Origin of the sequence: Thiogranum longum (assembly GCF_004339085.1) — a bacterium.
In the GTDB taxonomy this organism is placed as follows: Bacteria; Pseudomonadota; Gammaproteobacteria; order DSM-19610; family DSM-19610; genus Thiogranum; species Thiogranum longum.
This window is the reverse complement of sequence record NZ_SMFX01000001.1, coordinates 1,485,879-1,507,483: the sequence shown is the minus strand read 5'-3', so window position 1 is coordinate 1,507,483 and position 21,605 is coordinate 1,485,879. Positions and strand designations below refer to the sequence as shown.

26 protein-coding genes are annotated in these 21,605 nt (G+C 52.8%); 14 read left to right on the top strand and 12 right to left on the bottom strand.

Annotation, left to right across the window (positions count from 1 at the left end):
- Positions 1–25: 25 nt before the first annotated feature.
- Positions 26–1,036: a D-alanine--D-alanine ligase family protein gene (locus tag DFR30_RS07490; protein ID WP_132972066.1), complete on the bottom strand. Its 1,011-nt coding sequence runs from the start codon at positions 1,034–1,036 to the stop codon at positions 26–28.
- Between the two features lie 298 nt (positions 1,037–1,334).
- On the opposite strand from DFR30_RS07490, the gene DFR30_RS07485 reads away from it, so the two are divergent.
- The 3 genes from DFR30_RS07485 (at position 1,335) to DFR30_RS07475 (ending at position 4,220) form a co-directional block, all read left to right on the top strand.
- A complete protein-coding gene (locus DFR30_RS07485) occupies positions 1,335–2,366 on the top strand; it encodes an asparaginase (protein WP_132972065.1) in 1,032 nt (343 codons plus the stop codon).
- 277 nt (positions 2,367–2,643) lie between these two features.
- Entirely contained in the window at positions 2,644–3,339 is a 696-nt protein-coding gene (locus DFR30_RS07480; RefSeq protein ID WP_132972064.1) for an SDR family oxidoreductase, read from the top strand.
- A 116-nt stretch (positions 3,340–3,455) separates the two neighbouring features.
- The gene (locus DFR30_RS07475) at positions 3,456–4,220 is read left to right on the top strand and encodes a M90 family metallopeptidase (protein ID WP_132972063.1); all 765 of its coding nucleotides are present in this window, start codon (positions 3,456–3,458) and stop codon (positions 4,218–4,220) included.
- Between the two features lie 17 nt (positions 4,221–4,237).
- Here the strand turns inward: DFR30_RS07475 and DFR30_RS07470 are convergent, their stop codons facing one another.
- Positions 4,238–5,092 (bottom strand): DUF4824 family protein, encoded by an 855-nt coding sequence (locus DFR30_RS07470; RefSeq protein ID WP_132972062.1) that lies wholly within the window; start codon positions 5,090–5,092, stop codon positions 4,238–4,240.
- Entirely contained in the window at positions 5,089–6,171 is a 1,083-nt protein-coding gene (locus tag DFR30_RS07465) for a DUF2157 domain-containing protein (protein ID WP_132972061.1), read from the bottom strand. Before DFR30_RS07465 ends, DFR30_RS07470 begins: the two co-directional genes overlap by 4 nt.
- 206 nt (positions 6,172–6,377) lie before the next feature.
- On the opposite strand from DFR30_RS07465, the gene DFR30_RS07460 reads away from it, so the two are divergent.
- Positions 6,378–6,809 carry a hypothetical protein gene (locus DFR30_RS07460; protein ID WP_132972060.1) on the top strand — a complete coding sequence of 144 codons (432 nt, stop codon included), beginning with the start codon at positions 6,378–6,380 and terminating at the stop codon, positions 6,807–6,809.
- Between the two features lie 182 nt (positions 6,810–6,991).
- On the opposite strand, the gene DFR30_RS07455 is transcribed toward DFR30_RS07460, so the two are convergent.
- The gene (locus DFR30_RS07455; RefSeq protein WP_132972059.1) at positions 6,992–7,840 is read right to left on the bottom strand and encodes an NmrA family NAD(P)-binding protein; all 849 of its coding nucleotides are present in this window, start codon (positions 7,838–7,840) and stop codon (positions 6,992–6,994) included.
- Between the two features lie 144 nt (positions 7,841–7,984).
- Between DFR30_RS07455 and DFR30_RS07450 the strand changes: the two genes are divergently transcribed.
- Both DFR30_RS07450 and DFR30_RS07445 read left to right on the top strand, forming a co-directional pair.
- The gene (locus tag DFR30_RS07450; RefSeq protein ID WP_132972058.1) at positions 7,985–8,956 is read left to right on the top strand and encodes an AraC family transcriptional regulator; all 972 of its coding nucleotides are present in this window, start codon (positions 7,985–7,987) and stop codon (positions 8,954–8,956) included.
- Between the two features lie 63 nt (positions 8,957–9,019).
- Entirely contained in the window at positions 9,020–9,403 is a 384-nt protein-coding gene (locus DFR30_RS07445) for a Z-ring associated ZapG family protein (protein ID WP_132972057.1), read from the top strand.
- 8 nt (positions 9,404–9,411) lie between these two features.
- On the opposite strand, the gene DFR30_RS07440 is transcribed toward DFR30_RS07445, so the two are convergent.
- Together DFR30_RS07440 and DFR30_RS07435 are read right to left on the bottom strand one after the other, a co-directional pair.
- Entirely contained in the window at positions 9,412–9,909 is a 498-nt protein-coding gene (locus DFR30_RS07440) for a YchJ family protein (RefSeq protein ID WP_132972056.1), read from the bottom strand.
- A 368-nt stretch (positions 9,910–10,277) separates the two neighbouring features.
- A complete protein-coding gene (locus tag DFR30_RS07435) occupies positions 10,278–10,691 on the bottom strand; it encodes an HvfA family oxazolone/thioamide-modified RiPP metallophore (protein ID WP_132972055.1) in 414 nt (137 codons plus the stop codon).
- Between the two features lie 327 nt (positions 10,692–11,018).
- On the opposite strand from DFR30_RS07435, the gene trhA reads away from it, so the two are divergent.
- From trhA to DFR30_RS07415, 4 genes are all read left to right on the top strand, one after another.
- The gene (gene trhA, locus DFR30_RS07430) at positions 11,019–11,636 is read left to right on the top strand and encodes a PAQR family membrane homeostasis protein TrhA (protein WP_132972054.1); all 618 of its coding nucleotides are present in this window, start codon (positions 11,019–11,021) and stop codon (positions 11,634–11,636) included.
- 122 nt (positions 11,637–11,758) lie between these two features.
- On the top strand, positions 11,759–12,784 hold the full coding sequence (locus DFR30_RS07425; RefSeq protein WP_132972053.1) for an HDOD domain-containing protein: 1,026 nt from the start codon (positions 11,759–11,761) through the stop codon (positions 12,782–12,784).
- Positions 12,785–12,897: 113 nt separating this feature from the next.
- On the top strand, positions 12,898–13,440 hold the full coding sequence (locus DFR30_RS07420) for a hypothetical protein (RefSeq protein ID WP_132972052.1): 543 nt from the start codon (positions 12,898–12,900) through the stop codon (positions 13,438–13,440).
- 22 nt (positions 13,441–13,462) lie between these two features.
- Positions 13,463–14,344 carry an alpha/beta fold hydrolase gene (locus DFR30_RS07415; RefSeq protein ID WP_132972051.1) on the top strand — a complete coding sequence of 294 codons (882 nt, stop codon included), beginning with the start codon at positions 13,463–13,465 and terminating at the stop codon, positions 14,342–14,344.
- A 103-nt stretch (positions 14,345–14,447) separates the two neighbouring features.
- Here DFR30_RS07415 and DFR30_RS07410 read toward each other — a convergent pair whose 3' ends face one another.
- Genes DFR30_RS07410 through DFR30_RS07400 form a run of 3 tightly spaced genes read right to left on the bottom strand, consistent with a single transcriptional unit; the run spans position 14,448 to position 16,612 of the window.
- Positions 14,448–15,200, bottom strand: a complete 753-nt coding sequence (locus DFR30_RS07410) for a DUF4197 domain-containing protein (protein ID WP_132972050.1) — start codon at positions 15,198–15,200, stop codon at positions 14,448–14,450.
- A 30-nt stretch (positions 15,201–15,230) separates the two neighbouring features.
- A complete protein-coding gene (locus tag DFR30_RS07405) occupies positions 15,231–16,166 on the bottom strand; it encodes a PA2778 family cysteine peptidase (RefSeq protein WP_165869134.1) in 936 nt (311 codons plus the stop codon).
- 59 nt (positions 16,167–16,225) lie between these two features.
- Positions 16,226–16,612, bottom strand: coding sequence for a PA2779 family protein (locus tag DFR30_RS07400; RefSeq protein ID WP_132972048.1), 387 nt, complete (start codon positions 16,610–16,612; stop codon positions 16,226–16,228).
- A 322-nt stretch (positions 16,613–16,934) separates the two neighbouring features.
- Here DFR30_RS07400 and DFR30_RS07395 point away from each other — a divergent pair, with 322 nt between their 5' ends.
- Together DFR30_RS07395 and yciA are read left to right on the top strand one after the other, a co-directional pair.
- A complete protein-coding gene (locus DFR30_RS07395) occupies positions 16,935–18,377 on the top strand; it encodes a hypothetical protein (RefSeq protein WP_132972047.1) in 1,443 nt (480 codons plus the stop codon).
- A 68-nt stretch (positions 18,378–18,445) separates the two neighbouring features.
- The gene (yciA, locus tag DFR30_RS07390; RefSeq protein WP_132972046.1) at positions 18,446–18,850 is read left to right on the top strand and encodes an acyl-CoA thioester hydrolase YciA; all 405 of its coding nucleotides are present in this window, start codon (positions 18,446–18,448) and stop codon (positions 18,848–18,850) included.
- 8 nt (positions 18,851–18,858) lie between these two features.
- On the opposite strand, the gene DFR30_RS07385 is transcribed toward yciA, so the two are convergent.
- Both DFR30_RS07385 and DFR30_RS07380 read right to left on the bottom strand, forming a co-directional pair.
- Positions 18,859–19,074, bottom strand: a complete 216-nt coding sequence (locus DFR30_RS07385; RefSeq protein WP_207891841.1) for a SlyX family protein — start codon at positions 19,072–19,074, stop codon at positions 18,859–18,861.
- Entirely contained in the window at positions 19,074–19,586 is a 513-nt protein-coding gene (locus DFR30_RS07380; protein WP_132972044.1) for a peroxiredoxin, read from the bottom strand. Before DFR30_RS07380 ends, DFR30_RS07385 begins: the two co-directional genes overlap by 1 nt.
- A 139-nt stretch (positions 19,587–19,725) precedes the next feature.
- On the opposite strand from DFR30_RS07380, the gene DFR30_RS07375 reads away from it, so the two are divergent.
- Together DFR30_RS07375 and DFR30_RS07370 are read left to right on the top strand one after the other, a co-directional pair.
- Positions 19,726–20,220, top strand: a complete 495-nt coding sequence (locus tag DFR30_RS07375) for a hotdog fold domain-containing protein (RefSeq protein ID WP_132972043.1) — start codon at positions 19,726–19,728, stop codon at positions 20,218–20,220.
- Positions 20,210–21,187: an NAD(P)H-dependent flavin oxidoreductase gene (locus tag DFR30_RS07370; protein WP_132972042.1), complete on the top strand. Its 978-nt coding sequence runs from the start codon at positions 20,210–20,212 to the stop codon at positions 21,185–21,187. Before DFR30_RS07375 ends, DFR30_RS07370 begins: the two co-directional genes overlap by 11 nt.
- Here DFR30_RS07370 and DFR30_RS07365 read toward each other — a convergent pair.
- On the bottom strand, positions 21,184–21,591 hold the full coding sequence (locus tag DFR30_RS07365) for a c-type cytochrome (protein WP_132972041.1): 408 nt from the start codon (positions 21,589–21,591) through the stop codon (positions 21,184–21,186). The genes DFR30_RS07370 and DFR30_RS07365 overlap by 4 nt on opposite strands.
- Between the last annotated feature and the right edge of the window lie 14 nt (positions 21,592–21,605).

Genomic DNA, 21,605 nt, shown 5'->3' with positions numbered 1-21,605 from the left:
AAGTTCCGTCTGCCCGCTATTTCGCTCACACCGCCAGAGGCAAAGGATCTGCGGCAGTGTTATCGGCCAGGTTACCGGATGTCCTGCGAAGCCCCTCATCCAGTATCAGCCCGATCATTTTGTCGTAGGATATTTCGCCTTCTATTTCACACGCTTTAGGGAAATAGCTGGAATCGGCCGTCATTCCGGGAACCAGGTTGGCTTCCATAAAATAGCATTGCCCACTTGCGTTGACTTTGACATCGATGCGCCCGAAATCTCTTACCCCTAAATGAACAAACGCATCAACAGCAAGTTTGTTTACCCCGTCAATTAATGCATTATCTTCGGACTTTTTGAGCTCTTCTGAATCATCCCGTTTTGCCTGTTCACCAAGAATGCGAAGGCCATTGGTTGATTGGGGTGGTACCACTTCAACTGCTGATACCAGTAAACGATCACCTGGCGTATTAATGACAGCCGCGGTGAATTCCCTGCCATCCAGGTACTCTTCGACGAGTACAGGAAGATTGAATGAGGTATATAAAGACGCTATTTTACTTTCGTAGTCTGCGAAACTTGTGACAAAGGACAAATCATCAATCCCGTTTCCGTTTGCCGCATCCAAGGGTTTTAAAAACAGGGGAAAGCGGATGGGTAACTCACTTTCATCGTTATACTGCCCGGGTATTGCAGTAAAGTAATCAGCCGTTTTAATGCCCATTTTTCTTAAATGAGATTTCGCGAGGACCTTGTCAGAATCAAACTTCAGGGTCTCTCTTGATGAACCTGAAAAGTTAATCCCGTTGTTCGCAAAATAATCGGACAACCAGATATCATTCCCCTTTTCGACTGAAATGTACTTTACGGCCAGAACCACTAAATCCGGCTTCCTTTTCGTGACCGCATCCAGATCTCCAGCCGTTTCACACACATTCAATGTAGCGGTGTAACCCAGGCGCCTGATTGAATCCAGAACGTTATTACAAGCTTTAAGCGTACCAAACCCGGTCTCTTTAAGCGTCTCATTGGACGTGGTGATAATTTCTATTCTCATACTGAATCTCGTTAGTTATTCGCGAACACGCAGACACCTGACATGAATAAACTCACGTCATGGCAACAGGGTAAACAACCCTTGAAAATCTCCTGGCCAGGCCTGAAACGAAAATACCACCAGGTTGGCAAGCAATGGCACCGTTTGCCAGTGTGTGTGGGACGGGGAAATATTGGTCTGGTGACTATACCACGTTTCGGGTACCAGGACCTGAACTGCATTTGACGATACCTGTCATCGGCCGTAGAGTTGTCGACGGTTATTTATCAGAATTGGATCGTATTCAGGGTGTTGCTGCATGTCTTATGAGCTTTTCGTCGAAGTTACACGAAATGGTACCGTGGAAAGTCGACATTTCGGTGCAGCCGTCGTGTGTGATTTCAAGGGTGACGTTGTGGATCGCTGGGGAGATATCGAAAGCCTGATATTTCCGCGTTCTGCGCTAAAGCCGCTGCTGGCAATTCATCTGGTTGAGAGCGGCGCCAGTGACCGATATGCCCTCAACAATGCAGAATTATCACTGGCCTGTTCGTCTCACCAGGGCGAACAAATGCATCAGAATCTGGTGGCATCATGGCTGAACCGCCTGGGGTTAACCGAGGAACACCTGGCCTGTGGTGCGGTGCTGCCTGAACACACTGAGAGTGCTCACCAGCTACTGGCTGCCGGGCAGGCAGGCTGTCGACTTCACCATAATTGCTCGGGCAAGCACACCGGGTTTTTAACCACGGCACTGTATCTGGAACTGCCATTGGATAACTACCACCAGCTCGAACATCCATTACAGCAGTTGTCGCTGGATATACTTTCCGACCTGGCTGATATTGATCTTGAGCAGTATCCCATGGGTGTCGATGGTTGTGGGTTGCCGGCCCCCACGATGCCTTTGATCCAGCTCGCGCGTGCCACGGCCCGCTTCGCTAACCCTGTCGATCTGTCAGATGATCGCGCGCAGGCCATTTACCGTCTTCATGAAGCCATTACCAATGAGCCACTGTATATAGCCGGGCATGGCACTATGGTCAGTGAGTTGAACGAAGTCACCAGGGGTTCTGTGCTGGCGAAAACCGGTGCCGAGGGTATTCTCACAGCGGCCTTACCCGAGCGAGGCCTGGGGATCGCATTGAAAATTTCGGATGGCAGTGCGCGTGCGCGTTCAGTCGCGTTATTGGCAATCCTTGATTATCTGGGTGCATTATCTGACGAAGAGAAAAATAAACTTCAGGCGCATATCTCTCCAACTATCGAAAACTCGCGAGGTCTTGTCGTGGGAGAAATCCGACCAGCCGCGTCCTGGTTGCCGGGACTCGACCGCGAAAGGGTTCTCTGACAACAAAGTAGTAAAGCAGTAAAGGGGACAGATTTATTTTAGCTTCTGCTCCCCTTTTTGCGTTGTGTATCGTATTCAATCAATAAACACTTTTGACATCACCACGAACTTCTCCTGGTATTGCTCGTTAAGATAGAATTTGCGTGAGCCTTCATTTTCAGCCGCAACGCGCAATAGTTTTGTAGGGCGATATCACGCAATGGCGTCTCATCTTGAGGCTCATACAGTCGAACGATTGTCATTAATTTTTACCTTATAGCATTTATGGGAGACCGCAATGACTGAAACCATCCTTATCACCGGCAGCAACCGGGGCATTGGCCTGGAACTCGTTCACCAGTATGCGGCGCAGGGGTGGCGGGTACTCGCCTGCTGCCGACAGCCTGATCAGGCAACTGCGCTTGACCGGCTTGTCGAACAGTTTCCTGATGTATCAGTTTACGCACTCGATGTTGCGCAGCAAGACCAGATACTGAAGCTCGCCCGTGATCTTCAGGAACACCCTATCGATATTCTGTTCAATAATGCCGGGATTTATGGTCCCTCCGATGCCGTGTTCGGAAACACCGACGAAGCAAAGTGGCTGGAATGTCTGCGCATCAATGTCATCGCACCGATGAAGATGATGGAGGCATTTTTGCCCCATGTGGCCGCAAGCAAGCACAAGCTGATAGCCGCCATGAGCAGCAAAATGGGCAGCATGGCAGATAACGGGTCCGGGGGAAGCTACATCTATCGTTCATCGAAGGCTGCTCTCAATGCCGTTATGAAGAGCGCCGCCATCGACCTTGCCCCCAGGGGGGTGAAAGTGGCCATCCTGCATCCCGGGTGGGTAAAGACCGACATGGGCGGTCCCAACGCAGAGATTACGGTGGCGGAGAGCGTCGGCCGGATGAGGGAGATTCTTGGCACGGTCACACCCAAGAACTCAGGTACGTTTTTTGATATCGATGGCAGCATCATTCCCTGGTGATGTTGACTGTCAGTATGAAAGAGTAATCCTTGATTACCTCTGTTAAAACAGCATAATAAACGAACATCATCATTCTGCCTGACGCCACGGGGCCTGTCGGGATTCCTGGCGGTTAAATGTTCAAGCTCTTCAAAAAATGGCGGCAGCAGCAAATTATCAGCCGCAGCACGGTTTCTCCTGCCAGTTGGGACAAGGCCTTCCAGCAGTTGCCGCTACTCGATTATTTGTCTGAAGCGGAACGCAACCAGCTGCGTCGTCTTGCGATTTTGTTGCTGCATGAAAAGTCATTCATCGGCGCACATGACCTCGACGTCAGTGAGGCAATGCAGCTGCTCATTGCACTGCAAGCCTGCCTGCCCATCCTGCATCTCGGTCTTGACTGGTATTCGGGATGGACGACCATCATTATCTATCCGGCCGGCTTTGCACCGAAAAGAGAGGTGGTTGACGAATTCGGCCTGGTGCACACTGTCAAAAACGAATTGATCGGTGAAGCATGGCAACGCGGGCCGGTTATCCTGTCGTGGGAGGACAGTGAAACCGCAGGCATAGTGGATGGACACAACGTGGTTATCCACGAATTCGTCCACAAACTGGATATGCTGAACGGTGCCGCAGACGGGTTTCCTCCCCAGCATAAGCGCGCGCAAGCCGAGGCCTGGCCCGAACGCTTCAGCACGGCGTATGAAGATTTTCAAAAAAATCCGAAACCGGGACTTAGCCGCTATGGCGCCACTGCACCGGCCGAGTTTCTTGCCGTACTGAGTGAAGTCTTTTTTGAAAAACCCGAGGTACTCTATGACGCCTACCCGAAGGTGTACGAAGCGCTGAGTCTTTTTTTCAGGCAGGACCCGATCAAACGGGCCAGGTCTTCCGGTTAAGGAACCGTTAACACACTCTATTTACCAGACTCCACCCTCACAACCCACGGCTCCAGCCGCTGCCCATACGCCAGCGTTACCTGGTAGTTCGGATCACGCGCTTGCTTACCCGCATCATCGATCATGAATGGCTCGAAGGCACTACGATATTGCAGTGGTATGTTGACCCGGGTGATGGCGATCTCACTCACAAAGCCCTGCACCACCCATTGTTGATCATCCTGCTTGTTGACTCGGGCGCGTATGGATCCGCGCTGCACGATATAGCGAGCGCTATCGGGGTAGTGCTGGCGCAGCACCTGGGCATCCAGCCCTACGTCGATGACAAACAGACGTGAGGCTTTGTACTGTTCGTGCTGCAGACGCTCCTGGCTGTCTTTGGCCGCTTTGGCCAATTTTTGGTTACCCGGGTTGCGATCGGCCAGTGCCTGCTGTTGTTTCGATAACATCTGCTGGCGTGTGAGTTCAGCCTGGTAGGCCGGGCCGTTGAATTCCAGCACCAGGAAGGCCTCCCGTGGCAGGCTGTGGTTCAGACGACGCCGGTTCTCTGCGTGGCCAGTGGCCTCCTCTACCGGAAAACCCAGCAAGGCCAGTTTTGCCTGATTCAACCACGGCGCCGGGGAGTAACGGGAGGAGTAGTAAGATTTATTGTCACTGGCACTATTCATTCGCCAGTTGAGTGTCAGTGCCAGACCACTGTTTTCACGCTTGCGCCCCCAGTAATAGGGTAACTTCAGCTCCCGTTCACTGAGCATGACGCGGGCATCCGGTTCCCCGGAACGATTGTAGGCAAGACCGGCCAATGCCAGTGCGTTAGTCAGGATGATAATGCCGAGTCCGGCGATCCAGGTATGCCGGTTTTTCCAGGTCATCCGTGGGTTACCTCGCCATCTTCTACATTCGCGCTGCCACGTAGCCGCTTGAAGATCACCAGGAACAGCATTGCTGTCAGACCGATGATGAGAAAGAACAGGTATTTCGGCATGCTCTCCCACCACCAGTCAAAGAACTTGGTATAGAGGAAGATGACAAAGAACACATTGCCGGTGTTGGTCACTTCGGGATGGTGGCGACGGATGCCATACCAGATGGCCAGTGCACTGATGACAAACCCGGCCACCTGGTAACCAGCTTCGATCAGATCGCGACCGGCAACCAGGTAACTTCCATCGCCCCAGTTGGCCAGGATCAACACGGGCAACAACACGGTGAGCAGGCCGAACACCCGGTATATGGGACCAAAACCTGACAGCCTCCGATGATCCACCAGGGCGGGAAAGAAAAACAGCAATAGTCCGGCCGGCAGGAAATTCTCCGGGCGCTCGCCGAAGTGTAACCAGTAGCCACCACCCCAGGTGCCGGTTCGGGCGGATAGATAACCGATCAGGCAGAAAATACCGGCGGCCAGCAACAGCCGCACATCCAGCGCATAAGCCAGCAACAGAGCGAATGCCGCCCACACCAGCAGCGCGTTGTCGGAGGGTGTGATGTTGAAGATCTGCCCGAGCATAAAGACATTTAGCACAAAACAGGCAAAGGCGACCATGGCGGCCAGCTTTACAAAATAGCCACTTTCGTCGACTCTGGTGATCAGACCTGTGGCGCTGAAACTGGCAAGCGATGCCAGTACCAGGATACTGACCTGTGTCGTGCTGCCAAAGCCGCCCCAGAACTGGTAAAAGAGGAAAAACACACTGGCCGCCAGCGCCAGCGCGCCCAGGAACGACGCGATACGCATGCCCAGCGAGAGTTGCATGGCCTGCCGGTTACGATCGATGTCAAAGGCTTGCGAGAAGTCGGCAAGCAGCGCGCCGTGGTAGCGGCTAATGGCACCCTGCTGATCGGTACTGAGTCGCACTACACCCTCGGCTTCCAACCGGGAAAGCTCCGCCTGGAATGACCTGATCTGGTCCGCACGTTGTTGGGCCTGTGCTTTGGAGCCTGGTTCCATATTCCTTGTGCTTTCCCTGTCCAACAGATTATTAGTATGGTAATGGCTAATTGCACTAGTATAGCCACATAATCAACAAGAAAACACAAACTGGACCTGTGTCTGACCGTGATTTTCACGCGCAATATACGTGGCCTTCTGTGAGCCGTACAATGACAAGCATGCTTTGACAATGACTATAAGCCTGACAAGAGGATAAAGTGATTATGAATCTGACAGTCTGCAAAAAAATATGCACGGAATGTCCTTTCAGTAAATCTTCTCTACGTGGATGGTTGGGGTCGCACACACTGGAAGGTGTATTGGATGCACAGCAACAAGAGAAATTGTTCAGCTGCCATCTGCAAAGAAAGGACGGGATGACGGTCGATGATATCGAACAAGGTGACGTAAAAATATGCCGGGGATTTTTGGTCAGCGCTTCCAGGTCAGGTATCACCTATGGACAGGATTCCGAAACAGGAAGTGCCCTGGGAAAACTGCAACAACTCGTCGCCAGTGAAGGAATGGAAAATACGGATACTATTTTGTCCCGGGAGGAATTCGAAGCACATCACGGGTCACTCAAACTCTCCCGAAAAATAAATCTCCCTCAGGATGTATTGAATCGGCGCCTTGGATACCCGGACTCGAAATAAAAGATCAGTGGGAGCCACTCCCTGTACATGCGTTCCCAGGGGTAATCCAGGATGTCATAGAACAGGGCCGTAATATTATATTTGGCACGCAGAGACAGGTTCTCTTCTCTCACGATAATCCTTACTCATGTGTTGATTCGGGCAGCCTGGAAGGTTCGACTGTTCGAATGACTTGATCCTGATCAAGCAACAATCTCCCTCTGTATGACGGCATCCCACACACCGGATTGAAGTGTCTTCTGCACATAGGTTTTGAAGTCCGTCGCTGGCCGGCCAAGTACATCTTCCACCCCCGGCATGACATGACAGTTTCTGCCGTCAAACACGACGGTGAACAATTCATGCAACAACCCCTGCAGGTCTTCGGGGATGCCTTGTTCCTGTAACGCGTTCATGTAGGCATCGATCGGGACACAGGTATACTTGAGTGGCCGGCCGAGTGCCCCGGAAATTTCCTCGACACATTGCGCAAAGGTCATCGCGCGTGGACCGGTGACTTCGAACAGCCTGTTCCGATGCCCGGGTTCGGTTAGCGCGGCAACTGCAACATCAGCAATATCATCGGCATCGATAAAGGGCTCAACGGTGTCGCCTGCCGGCAATACCAGTTCTCCCGCCAGGATCCCTTCGAGCATGAAGCTCTCACTGAAGTTCTGGCTGAACCAGCTGGCCCTGACGATGTTCCACGCAAGGCCGCTGGATTTGAGTATCGCCTCTGCACGCTCGGCACCCTGCTCTCCCCGGCCCGACAACAGAACGATGTGTTGCACGCCGGCTTGTGCAGCGATTTGCACAAATGCCCTGATGGTCGAGGCTGCACCGGGTACGGCCAGGTCCGGCTGGTAGGTGACATAGGCCACCTGGGTACCCTCGATGGCCGATTGCCATGTTGCGGGGTTGTTCCAGTCGAACGCGGGTTGGGTACTGCGGGATACGGGGCGCGTTGCATAGCCAAGGGCCTGCAGCCGCTGGTTGACCCGGCTGCCCGTTTTTCCGTTTTTACCGATGATCAGAATGGGTGACTGTTTCATGGTCTCTACTCCCGGTGTGTGTTGATCGTGTTGTAGAGTATGGGCGGACAGAACTGGATTTATAATCACTTATCGTCTATATCTATTTGCAATTCGTCCATTTCTACTGGATTCTCCTGCGGGAGGCATGGCAAGCTGCTGAATATGAAACGACGCACGAATGGCACGATCCCCGCGTTCTCCGATCCGCTCGGCGAAACGCTGCACTTGCTGAAACTGACCGGCACCCTGTATTGCCGGTCCGAGTTGACTGCGCCCTGGGGGATCGACATGCCTGCCTTTGAAGGCCACATGATGTTCCATGTCGTCACCGGCGGTCATTGCTGGCTCGACGTCGAGGGCGAGGAACCACGCCTGCTGCAACAAGGTAGTCTGGCACTCGTTCCCCAGGGCCACGGTCACCGTATCCGTAGCGACCCCGGCGACAACGTGGTGCCGTTGTTCGATATACCGGTCGAGTCAGTCAGCGACCGGTACGAGATCATGCGTTATGGCGGCACCGGTGAACTCACCCATTTGACCTGCGGTGTGGTGCGCTTCGACCATGTGGCAGGACGGCAACTTATTACCCTGCTCCCGCAGGTGCTGGTAATCGACACCTGGGGCGATGAAGAGAGTAGCTGGCTGCAAAGTACGCTGCGTTTTATTGCCCGGGAAGCCAGGGAACCGCAACCGGGAGGAGAAACGGTCATTACGCACCTGGCCGATATTCTCATTATTCAGGCGATCCGTTCGTGGATCGATTCGGTGCCTGAAACAGAGCGCGGCTGGTTGGCAGCCTTGCGTGATAAACAGATCGGCAAGGCACTCGCAGCGATGCACCGCGAACCCGAAAAAGACTGGACCGTCGTGTCGCTGGCCAAAGCCGTCGGCATGTCGCGCTCGGGATTCTCGGCGCGTTTCACAAGCCTGGTCGGCGAATCTGCAAAGCGCTATCTCACCCGGTGGAGAATGCAGCTTGCACGCCTTGAGCTTCAGGAATCGGCCGACTCGCTCGCGGTGCTCGCAGACCGCTTCGGCTATCAATCCGAAGCGGCATTCTCAAGGGCGTTCAGGCGGGAGTTCGGGGTTCCGCCCGGGAGTGTTCGCCATAGACACAGACAGAGTCTGGATTGAGGTATAAATAGTTGCCAATTTCACCTATGATTTCATTCAAACCTGTAATGGGAGTGCTGTTTGATGACTGGTGATGAAACTGGCTGGATGTGGTCTACTGGATTGATTTCCTTTGCCTTTGGTATAGCTGCCGGCTATGCCATTCACTTCTTCGTAAATTCCGATAACAAGCACAGTGAAGAACTGGAAGCGGAACTGGACCAGCTAAAGGAAGAAATGGAGCAGTACCGTGGCGAAGTCGCAGAACATTTCCAGCGCACTTCGGAACTGGTACAGGAAATGACCAGCAGCTACAAGAATGTCTACGAGCACCTGGCGAGTGGCTCAGCGCACTTGTGCAGCGATGCTATCCAGACACCACAGCTGGATTTTGCGATGCAGCAAGAAATCACCAGGGGCGAGTCCGGTACCGAAGCTACCGCGACCAGGCCCGCTGACAGTCAGTAACCAGGCCTTCATTTACCACAGCATTTTTTATACTTCTTGCCACTTCCACAGGGACAGGGATCGTTTCGACCCGTCTTTGGTGTGTCTCGCTGAAACTGTACCGGGCCTACATCCTTGCCGCCACTGTACAACCAGCTACCATTGATTTTTCGAAACCGTGAGACTTCGTGGTGCTCCTGCATCACACCGTCACGCTCGTAGTGTGCCCTGAATTCCACGCTGCCGTCCTTGTCATCCGGACCACCCGCAGACGTTTTTACTATTTCAAGTCCGATCCATGTGGAGTCTCTCGCCCACACCGTCGTACCGTCCCTGTCAAAGCCCTGTAACTCGCCAGCGTCCAGGGTTGCTCCAAGGTAGTTGATATTGTGCAAGGTGTAAGCGGTATACCGGGAGCGCATAAGTGCCTCGGCAGTTGCTGCCTTTACCGTGCCGTCGATCACAGGCTTGCAGCATGCATTCAGGGGCAAACCGGAACCACAGGGACAGGGCGTGTCTTCGCTCATGGGCAGCAGACCAGAACTAGCTGACAAAAATATGACGAAATATTCAGATTTTCTTCCTTTTTACGACACTAAATAATACCGGTTAATTTCCTGCATCACGCTAACTCACTGACACAAATATAGTTACGCACATTTTCACCAGGTTGGCATCAGCTTTGCATCGTCTTTTACCAGGACAAAAAACGGTACGTTTTAGTCCCTTGTGGCATGAGTCCGGTGAAATTTGGATCCTAAATTTTCCGAACCATGCCGGGCGGTTGTTGACATGGTGTGTAGGTCCGCTAGACGGAACTCCTGAAATGTCACTCGGCCCATACAGGTGAGTCGCACAGGTTCAAATACTCGGACTCATGCCACAGGGGATCTAATTATTTCTTTGAACCACCGCATTTGCCTTCGCCGCATTTTCCCTCTTTCATGAAGCCCATCATTTTCTTCATGTGAGCATCATGTTCGGCTTTATCGATTACACCATCACTGTTTTGATCGATTTGTTCAAACTTGGCTTCGTGCCCTTTCATGAATTCATCCTTGCTGACTTTTCCATCACCATCAGTATCCATGCGCTCCATGCCGCACATGCCTTCACGGCCTTTTCCTTTTCCTGCGCCGCATTTTCCTTCACCGCACTTGCCTTCTGCCAGTACCATGTAACCGCTATTTACCGGCTGCATGCTGAACGGGTTTTCAGCGGCACTGGTGATGGTGCTGTTTGCCAGGGACACGGTGAATACAGTGCCGAGGGCGACTGATAGTGGGTTGATCGCTGCTTTCCTTGACATGTTATTTCTCCTGCTTTGGGGAACATTAACTTAGACAGTCCTGCCCCTGAAATCAACCAAATACTGCAGTACAGGCAAGAATGTCTTTATGTCCATGCTGTCATTCACGTTTCCCGGTGCATGGAATGCTGTTTTACACTAAACTCCCGGTTCAAAGTCATTACGGAAAATGTGAAGCATCGAGATGCAAAAATTTATCAAACTGGTTGTTATTGTTATTTCACTGTCAATCGCTGGTGGCTGCTGTGTATTACCTGATGTGCCGGGTCCGATTGGCATTCCAGGTTGTTAAGACAGTAGCTCCGGGCAAGCTGTTACTACCTCACTATGTATTATGGAGAACGCTTTAACGGCATCAGCCATCTGATCGGCGCAGCACTGGCGCTGGCAGGCATGGTCGTTCTCGTCGTGTTCGCCTCCTTGCAGGGCGACCCGTGGAAAATCGTGAGTTTCAGTATCTATGGCACAACCCTGTTCCTGCTGTATACCCTCTCTACGCTTTACCACTCACTGCGTGGTCGCGCCAAGGAGATTTTCAGGAAACTGGACCATGTTGCTATCTACCTGCTCATTGCCGGTACCTACACGCCATTTACGCTGATTACACTGCGAGGAGTCTGGGGCTGGACACTGTTCGGCATCATCTGGGGGCTGGCTGTGCTTGGTATTATTGTGGACAGTCTGCACCGGCAGGGGTCACGCGCCATTCAAATGGGGATCTATCTGCTGATGGGATGGTTGATCCTGGTCGCCATGTATCCGCTTGTCCAGGCACTGCCAGGAGGTGCACTGGCCCTGTTGACACTGGGTGGTGTGTTTTACACCGGCGGTACTGTTTTTTACAGCATCGATGACAGAATGAAGCATGCACACGGAATCTGGCACCTTTTTGTGCTGGCTGGCAGTATTTCACACTATCTGGTAGTACTGCTTTATGTTTTGTAAACTGCGCAAAGCGGTCAGTGGGCTCGGCTTTCTGACGGCCAGTTTCGTCCGGAGACAGACGTTGTTTCAGGAATGCGCCAAATATCCGGTTAGTCGGCCTGACATAAAGGATAGCCCGTAATATGTGGGAGCTGCTACGAAATTTTTTCTTGCCCGAGACGGCTGCAAAATCCGGAAAATCCCTCACCAGCCCGTCAGGGGCGTCGGTAGCACCCCTTCCATTGAATGACCCCGCCAGCAATCCAGGCAGTAACATTATTCGATCGGGCTATTACAGCCTGATACTGGGTGTTCATTCCCTGACAGATGTGGAATTAAACACGTTCGAATCCGAAACGGTAAAACGTGTCGATAAATTAATCAATTCCAGGGAATCGCGCCAACAGCTGGTACCCAGGCTTCCTGCGGTTATCCCGCAAATCATGAGCGGTTTACGAGACGACAACAGCTCCGGAAGTGACCTGGCGCGCCTGATTGGCAAAGATCCGTCTTTAGTAGCAGAAGCCATCCGCATGGCGAACAGCCCGTACTATCGCACCGTTAACAGCATCAAGAGTCTTGAACAGGCAATCCTGATACTTGGCCGAAACGGCGTCAGACAGCTGGTCAGCAAGGCTGCTTTCAAGCCATTGCTTCATTCACGGCAGGGACATTTCACAAACCTGGCCTCCGGGTGGGTATGGCAACAAGCAGAATATTGTGCTTTTAGTGCGCAATGTCTGGCACAGCGTCAGCCCATTGATTCGTTTGAAGCGTACCTGGCTGGCCTGGTACGTGATGTAGGCACTATAGTTGTGCTTAAAATGATGGACCGGATCGAGAACCTCGATGATGCGCCAAGGTCAAGCCAGTTCCAGCAACTTTTCACCAGGCAATCACTCAAATTGTCTGCCCTGATTGCACAGGAATGGGAATTCAGTGAAAATATCATTCAGGCAATTGATGAACAGGCCAGTGAATCCGATCCTGCACAGATGCCCGTGATGGGATCAGTACTGCATACGGCGTCATTGATGGCCCAGTTACAGGTCCTGATCACCGAAGGTCGGATTGATAGCGAAAAGTCACAAATCACCTGCCAGGCTGAAGGCCGTCTGACAGATAATTGTAAAAAATGCTTTGCTGAATTACAGCGCTATACCACTTGACCTGGCACTACCGGCCGCACAATCAACGTCCTGCCATGTGCCGGTAAACAGTTATACGCAACACAGTTCACATCATTATCGATCACCTAAAATCACAACAACAGGTCATCAGTATGCGTATACCCTTCTATACCCTGATCCTCATGGCTTATGTCCAACTTCTGACTGCCTGCAGTGAGTCCCCTGCCCTTGCGACAGAGTTCAACGCTACCCGTGTCAATAACGCGCACAGTGTTTTCATCCAGGATGGCATACTGAAGCTGCTTAAAGCGAACGAGCATACTGTCCTGTACGTGTATATACGTCCCGGGGACTCAGGTCTTTGGCTGGCAACGGGGGGTGGAGGCGGTATACAGGACAAGCCCTGGCTGTTTAAATCAGCAGCTTCCTGGACACTGGGCGATGACGGTCACAAATACACAAGGGAATCTCCGACAAGATCTTTCAGCTTTATCTTCGACAGCCGGAATATGACGCTCACAACAGAATCGGGGAGCTACGCCGTGCGAGAAGGAGATATGATCGTTATCACACTGGACAGCAACTGGAAGACCGGTTCGGTAAAATCCGGTATAAATGCCTTGTATGACTTTGATATCCCTGTTGAGAACAGCCAGCAGCTGGTAAAAGAAGCCCGGAAATACTACAGCAACTAACCGGCGAGGCTGATTTTTCTATATGCCTGACAATCATACATCCCTGACATTCAGACTCCCGGATGGTCGAAAACTGGGCTATGCGCGATATGGGTCCGTCAATGGCGATCCTTTTTTCTATTTCCATGGAATGCCCGGCTCACGCTATGAAGCACAATTACTGGAAGCCTCCGCCAGGGCGCTTGGATTATGCATTTGTGCAATAGATCGTCCGGGCTACGGTTTGTCCGACTATGTGGCAGACCGGTCAATCATCAACTGGCCAAATGATGTGGCTGCGCTGGCCGATGCACTGGATATTGAAACTTTCGGCATCATCGCGGTATCAGGTGGTGGACCTTACGCCCTGGCCTGTGCCCACGAAATTCCCGGGCGTATCAGCACCACGGGGATTGTCTGTGGCCTGGGTCCGGTCCATGTCGCCACTTTACGAAATGAAATGCACTGGCTGGCCCGCTCCGGTTTCTTTCTGGCCAGAAAATCCCCGACACTGCTCAGAAACCTGTATGGCCGCCCGCTGAAGTGGTTGTCCTGCTTGCGCCCCGATATTACGTTCCGCTTGCTTGCGCGCTGCCATGGCGAAGCTGACAGGCAGGTTTTATCCCGCAAGGACATACGTGACTTGTTGTCCGGAAGCCTGCGTGAATCCTTTCGCCAGGGACCCTTCGCCTCGACCCGGGATGTTGTCCTTTACCAGAGACCCTGGGGCTTTGAACTGGAGAATATCCACAAACAGATTCATTTGTGGCACGGTGATGCTGATCGCATCGTACCCTGCCAGCACAGCCAGTTTATCCACTCGAAACTACCGGACTCCATCCTTACTGTCGTACCGGATGAAGGTCATTTCTCACTCCCGATCGTACACACAAGAGCCATACTGGCCGCCCTCAAAAAAGACTGAAGGGATAACTTGCAGTCAAATCCTGTTGTAATACCATGAGCCTGTACCTCATTGAAAAGGATCAAGGGAATTGCCCGACACGCATCTGGCAGGATTCATCACCTTACTGCGTATAAGTGCCGAATACCTTTTTCAGGAGATCGCTGCTGCGCGCAACCGGGTTCTCGCGAATCTTTCTCTCTTCTTCGGCAATCATCAGGAACAGTCCATCAAGTGTCTTTTGCGTAACATACCCGTCCATATCCGTAACATCACGCGACATAAAAGAAGTCAGACCACCGGCTTTTGACATCATTTTTTTATAGGTTGATGTAACACCGGCTTTTTCAGTGCTCTGGACCACAACAGGGCGTATTTTTTCGGTTAATGCAGCTTCAGTCGTTTGCCGGAAATAACGCGTTGCAGCATCGTCGGGGCCTTTCAGAACAGACTTCGCATCTTCCAGCGACATGGACTTGATAGCATCACCGAATATCGCGGCCGCTTCCGGCACAGCCTGCTCTGCAGCATGGTTCATACTGGCGACAAATTCATCGGCAAGCTCTTCCTGACCGAGTGTTCTCAGTGACTTGTCGACCCACTTCAGGCTGTCCGGCATGGGTATCCGCACCTGGCTGTTATTAAGGAAACCTCCATCCTTGCCAAGCGAATCCACAGCGAAGCGGGTACCCTCTTCAAGCGCTTCCTTCAGACCTGCAACAATCTCGTTCTCTGTCAGCCCGGCAGCTGATGTGGTGGCACCGGGAGCAGTAACGCTTCCTTTGAGTTTATCGAGATAGTCGCTCCAGCCGGCATTTGCCTGCGGGAGGCTGGCGATTGAAGCCAGTAATACCGAAAAAACAATATTTTTCTGCATGAATTATCGTCCGTGGTTTGTATCAGGACTTCAGTATAGCGAACTCTCCGTACAATTGACGGGTTCGCAATGGCCAGGTTTTCCTTTGCGTTCGGCTCCATCACTCATGTCTTTCCGGGAGTCCCGCAGATTCTTGTCGTCAGGCGAAATATGCAATGCACACTGTATAGCTGTTCTGGCCTCGACCAGGCAACCCTTGTCCCGCAAGGCGTAGGCCAGATTATTCCAGGCTACCGGGTCGTCGGGCGCAAGCCTGGTTGCGGTCAGAAAGTCCGCTACAGCTTCATCTGTATGCCGGGTCGCAAAAGCCATGTTCCCGGACACCATCCAGACGCTGGCTTCCTGTGGCCAACGTTTTGTAGCGGCGCGATAGGCTGCAGCAGCCTGTTCTACCATCCCCGTCTCCTCGAAGGCGTGTGCTGTCCTGAGGTAGGTTGCCGGATTTGCTGTAACAGGTATTTTCCCGACCGGCAGGACAACCAGCGCCCATTGCCCCGACCTTCGCCAGGTGCGCAGAAAAACTGCAACCGGGGTTATTCGCTGTTTTAATGTACCGGATCGCAATACCAGCACCTGTCTGTCGAGGTCATAACCGACAACAACCGCATAATGCCAGCGCGGCAATACACTCAACCCCAGGTTCTGCAGCACCAGGACCGGGTTACCAGCTGCAAGCTCCTGTAAAAGTGCCGCGAAAGAGGGCTCCAGTACGTAGGGTAATGCCTGTAACCTGCGGGCCGCGGCAATCATCTCGACTTGCAGGCTGCCCTTGCGCGCGGGCAAATAAACGCCGCGTGACAAATCATCGGGTGTGGTACTGATACCCTGCGCCTGCAGGACAGTGGCCAGTGCCGCCGGCCCGCACTGGTAAGCGGTCTGTGGAAAAAAGGGGGTATCGTCCAGCTGCACCGCACGTGGCAGTGTGTGCGCAACATCAGCAGGAAGACTTGCCCCGCGAGGTGACATTGCACAACCGCCAAGGCACAGCAGGCAGATCCATCCTGCCTGCCAGACCCGGACAGAAATCATCTACTTCTGTTAACAGGATGTATGAAGGGGAAAATGTCGGTCGCCCCGATCACATCGGTGATGACGAATACCAGGAAAATGAGTACTACAAGCTCGACAATGCCACTGCCGGCAGGCGCCTCGGCTATTTGCCGGTTTAGCTGTGCAATTTCAGCATCACTGAGCTGCTGAATACGAAGTTCTACCGCTTCGGGCTGAACACCCATGGAAAGCAACTGGTCACGCACTTCTGCTTGCTGTAGTTGTTGGATCAATGACTGCCGTTCTGTACTCTGCGCCAGGATTGCAGTATTACCAACCATGCCCGCCATTGCAGTTCCAAACGACATATTAATCAAGATAATACTTAAAATAAATGCTGTAACTCTTTGGCCTATCTTCATTTTATGCGCTCTCCCTTGTCCGCCAATACAGCGGTTGCAGGGCATAGCTTAGCGGGATTACTGGTGCCGTGCCATAGCCGGCAGTGCTAGCCAAAGACACTGCAGGATACATCCCCGCCACTCATCCCGGCATTGTCACCTGCCTCGTTTCTGTGAATATGATACCAATCCCCACAAACCTGGCCGCGCAGTCAGTGCGTTATACATATGTCTATTTTACGGCAGCCGCCATTGTGGGTCACAGAAAAAGTATCTAGGTTTATAACTTACGGAAACTTGTTGTCTTCAAAAACAAACAAGCCGGTCGAGGAATCTCACAACTATGCGCTTTCATATTTATTCTCACCCTTTTGTCTTACTGGTAGTACAAATATGCGGATTACTGATTATCCCGGCAGCTGTTACAGCGACTGGCATCATGCCACCCGGTTACCCTGATGCAGAACTGATTAACGATGGACGCCGTATTTTTTTTAATGAAACCTTCGAGGGAAATGGTCGAACCTGTGGGACCTGTCATCCTCCGACCAACAACTTCACTCTTGACCCACGCTTTATAGCGACAATACCGGATAGCGATCCCTTGTTCCTGGCTGAGCGCCCAGCACCTAACCCATTATCAGAAAACTTCGAAAAACCAGGCCTGATGCGTGAGGCAGGCCTGATTCTTGAGAACACTAACGGCTTTGATGACCTGCAGAACAATTTCACGATGCGTAGCGTACCGCACCTGAATGCCTTGCGAACATCACTTCTTGCGCCAACCAATGGCAATGACGGCACTGCACTACCTCCGGACCAGCGTACCGGCTGGAGCGGAGACGGCGCACCATCCGACGCCAGTGGAGTGCTGCCAACTTCCGGTACTTTGCGAGATTTCACTGTCGGAGCCATCATTCAGCACATGACGAAAACCCTGGACAGAATGGTCGACAAGGATTTCCGCATGCCCGGCGAATATGAGCTGGATGCACTGGAAGCCTACATGTTGTCACTGGGACGACAGGAAGAATTTGACGATTTCCGTACCATTAAGATGAAAGACAAGCGTGCCGAGCGCGGGCGACTGAATTACATGGGCGTGGGCGTATCAGGCGCACTGAATTGCAATGCCTGTCATTTCAACGGGGGCGCCAATACCGATCCTGAATTTGATTTTCCTGCATCGATCACACCAGCGGCATTTGAATTCAGTAACCGCTCCTTCGGACCACGTGTCGAGGAACTTGTCGACCAGACAGGTGATATTATCGATGCTGATAACAACCCGTTTGATGATGGCTTTGGACACGGCAGCAGCCTGTTCAATGTACCCACGGTTATCGAAGCTGCCGACAGCGGGCCTTTCTTTCATGCCAACCAGATTGATACAGTCGAAGGCCTGATTGCCTTCTATACCTCGAAGCGCCACTTGCGTAACGGGGAGGTACTGCCACCCATTGTCGAGATGAATGGATCACAGGTTGCCAATGTCGGTGCATTTATGCGTGTATTGAATGCTGATGAAAATATTCGCTCTGCCATTGAATTGATCAAGCAGGCAGAGCTGCTCTACAACCGCAGTGACAGAAATACCAACCTGAAGATTGCCGTCTCGGAAATCGATGATGCAATTGAGGTGCTCCAGGGCGGGAATCTGCACTACAGTGACGCACTCCCGGCCCTGAAAAAAGCCCGCAGATTTTCTGCTTATTCTTTTACGATGTCGATAGCCAGGGGTATTCTCCAGGGTATCCGACCGATGATGATCGACCGCCCCGGCTGATAGCGTCTACCCTGCTCCGCTAACAGGTGCTACAGTCACACTGAAGCGTTAAACAGGGTAATCAGGTCATGGCAGGGAATGGGACACAACCTCGGGGTGATGTGCTGCTACGTACGCTCGCCATGCCGTCGGACACCAATCCAAATGGCGACATCTTCGGTGGCTGGATCATGTCGCAAATGGACATCGGCGGCGGCATTCTCGCCAAGGAGACCGCGCAGGGGCGTGTCGTCACCGTAGCAGTGGATTCCATCAAATTCATACAGCCGGTACAGGTTGGAGATGTGCTGTGCTGCTACGGTGAGCTGGAGCATGTGGGCAACACATCGATCACCATACGCATAGAAGTCTGGATCAATCCTGTCTTGCGCAGGAAACCCGGGGATCCGGAGCGTTTCAAGGTAACGGAAGCCACCTTTACCTATGTCGCCATTGATGAAAACGGTAACAAGCGACCGGTCAGGCCCGTATAGCGAGTACTTCAGTAGTGTGGCGGCTTCTCATCCGTAGCCTGCTCACCGTCCGCAGGCGCCAGTGCACGCACCTGTAACTCCAGACGTTGCAGGGTTTCGGTGTGCTCACGTATATGTGTTTCCTGTTTGAGCAGTGTATGCGTCAATTCATCGATGGCCGCTTCCTGGTGCGCCAGTCGTATTTCCAGCGCTTCTATTCGTGCCTGTGCGTCGTTATCAGTCATCATTTATCACGTTTTGTCGGGGCAGGTACCTGCCTTAACTCACTGAGTGCTTCCAATAATTCCCCGCTGTGCTCACCCGGTCTGACCTTGCGCCAGATTTTTGCGATACGGCCGTCCGGATCAATGATAAAGGTGTGCCTTTTTGCATAGCGGATCGGACCAAAACCGCCCAGTGACCCGTAGGCTCTGGCAACCTTGCCCCCGGGGTCGGAAAGCAGCGGGAAAGGCAATTGATATTTTCTGGCAAAAGCTTCGTGGCTCTCCGTATCATCAAGACTTACACCCAGCACCGCGACATCCAGTTTGCGAAAGGCGGAAAACTCATCGCGCAGCGAGCAGGCCTCTTTGGTGCAGCCTGGCGTGTCATCTTTCGGGTAAAAGTACAGTACCAGCCATTGCCCCCGGAAGTCCTCCAGCCGGTGCGTGTTCCCTTCCTGGTCGATCAGCATAAATTCAGGCGCCGGATCACCTGTAGAAAGCTCGACCGCCCTGGCACCGCCCAGTAACGACATCAAAATGATGCCCCATAACAATCTGTGTAAATACCCCGCCATTCTGCCACCCTGTTGGAACCCTCATTTATCGCTGACTATTGCGTAACATTCGCCGAGGCCTAACAATAGCGCCACCCTTTGCAAAAAGGAACAAGGTATGTCGCGTTCGATTGGCCCGGTCCTGAGGCAACGCTGGCGGTGGCTGTCCGCCCTGCCAGGCGGACGCTGGCTGTTCAGTCGAATTCTGGGATATATGGCGCCCTATACCGGTTCGGTCGGCGCCCGCATTGAGCAACTGGAACCGGGCTTCTGTCGGGTGAGACTGAAAGACCGGCGTGCGGTACGCAATCACCTGCACTCCATTCATGCCATTGCCCTGTGTAACCTGGGTGAAATGGCAACAGGTCTGGCATTGATGAACAGTTTGCCGGAGAACACGCGCGGTATCCTGGTCGGCATCTGTGCAAACTACCATCACAAGGCCCGCGGGATGCTGCATGCCGAGTGCCGTTGCGCAATTCCCTCTGATAACCATGAACAACAGTATGAAGTCGTGGCCAATCTGCATGACAGCAACGGAGAAACCGTCACAACCGTAACGGCAACCTGGCTGATTGGGCCAGACAAGCCCCGGGATGACAATGCAAACTGAATTTACACGCGCGCTCGGCATCGACGTGCCTCTCATCTGCGGGGCCATGTATCCCTGCTCCAACCCGGAACTGGTTGCAGCCGTTTCCGAAGCCGGCGGTATCGGTATTGTCCAGCCACTGAGCCTGACCTATGTGCATGGCTACGAGTTTCGTGAAGGACTGCGCTATATCCGCAGCATGACCGAAAAGCCGGTTGGCATTAACCTGATTATCGAACAGAGTTCCGAACGTTATCTGCGACGTGTATACGAGTGGCTGGATATCGCGCTGGAAGAGAACTTCCGCTTTTTCGTTACAGCGCTTGGCAACCCGAAGCAGGTGGTGTCACGCGCATCTGCTGCCGGCGCAATGGTCTACCACGATGTCACCGAACGCCGCTGGGCGGAAAAAGCACTGGACGGTGGCGTTGACGGTTTTATCTGCGTGAATAACCGTGCCGGCGGCCATGCCGGCACGCTGTCGCCCGAACAATTACTGGACGACCTTGCCCCACTGGGCAAACCCTTGATCTGTGCAGGAGGTATTGGGTCTCCCGGACAATTCGCCGAAGCCCTGCGCCTGGGCTATGCAGGGGCACAACTCGGTACACGTTTTATTGCCAGCAAGGAATGCAGTGCCCATGATGACTACAAGCGCGCTATCCTGAACGCCCATGAAAGTGACATCGTTCTCACCGACAAGATCTCGGGTGTTCCGGTGTCGGTGATAAAAACACCCTACATCGAACGCACCGGCACACAAGCCGGTCCGATCGCAAAACGGCTGTTGAAGAATCCCAGGACCAAACACTGGATGCGACTGATCTATACACTACAATCGGTCTGGTCACTGAAACATGCATCCCTGAAAGGCATCAGCTACAAGGATTATTTCCAGGCAGGCAAGAGTGTCGAAGGCATCTCGGAAATACTGCCGGCGAAAGACATCGTTGCAGAATTTGCCCGGGCTACCCAGAGGCTTGTCTAAAGCTTACCCTTCGCATCCGGCTCGATGCCGCTCTGCTTCAGAATATACAGGACCGCAGCTTTCAACTCCGCATCACTGCAATTTTCGCAGCCCCCACGGGGTGGCATCAGCTGCTGCCTGTAGCCGCCGATGGTATGCTCCATCAGCACCTTCAGACCCTGCCGGGCGCGCATACCCCACTCGATATCATCATCCGGCATGGGTGCGCCTTGCGTTGTCCTGGCATGGCAGGCACCGCAATATTGTGCATAAACCTGTTCACCGCTGCGTGGCGGACCTTTCCAGGGTTCCGGCGGGCGGTTGATCTCGTCACGATACCCCTGGGTGCCCTCTACGGCACCACAAGGGCCGACAGCAATCCCTGCCAGCAGAATAGCAGAATATAGCGTCACTAATGTCTTCATCTCTGTAACCTCCT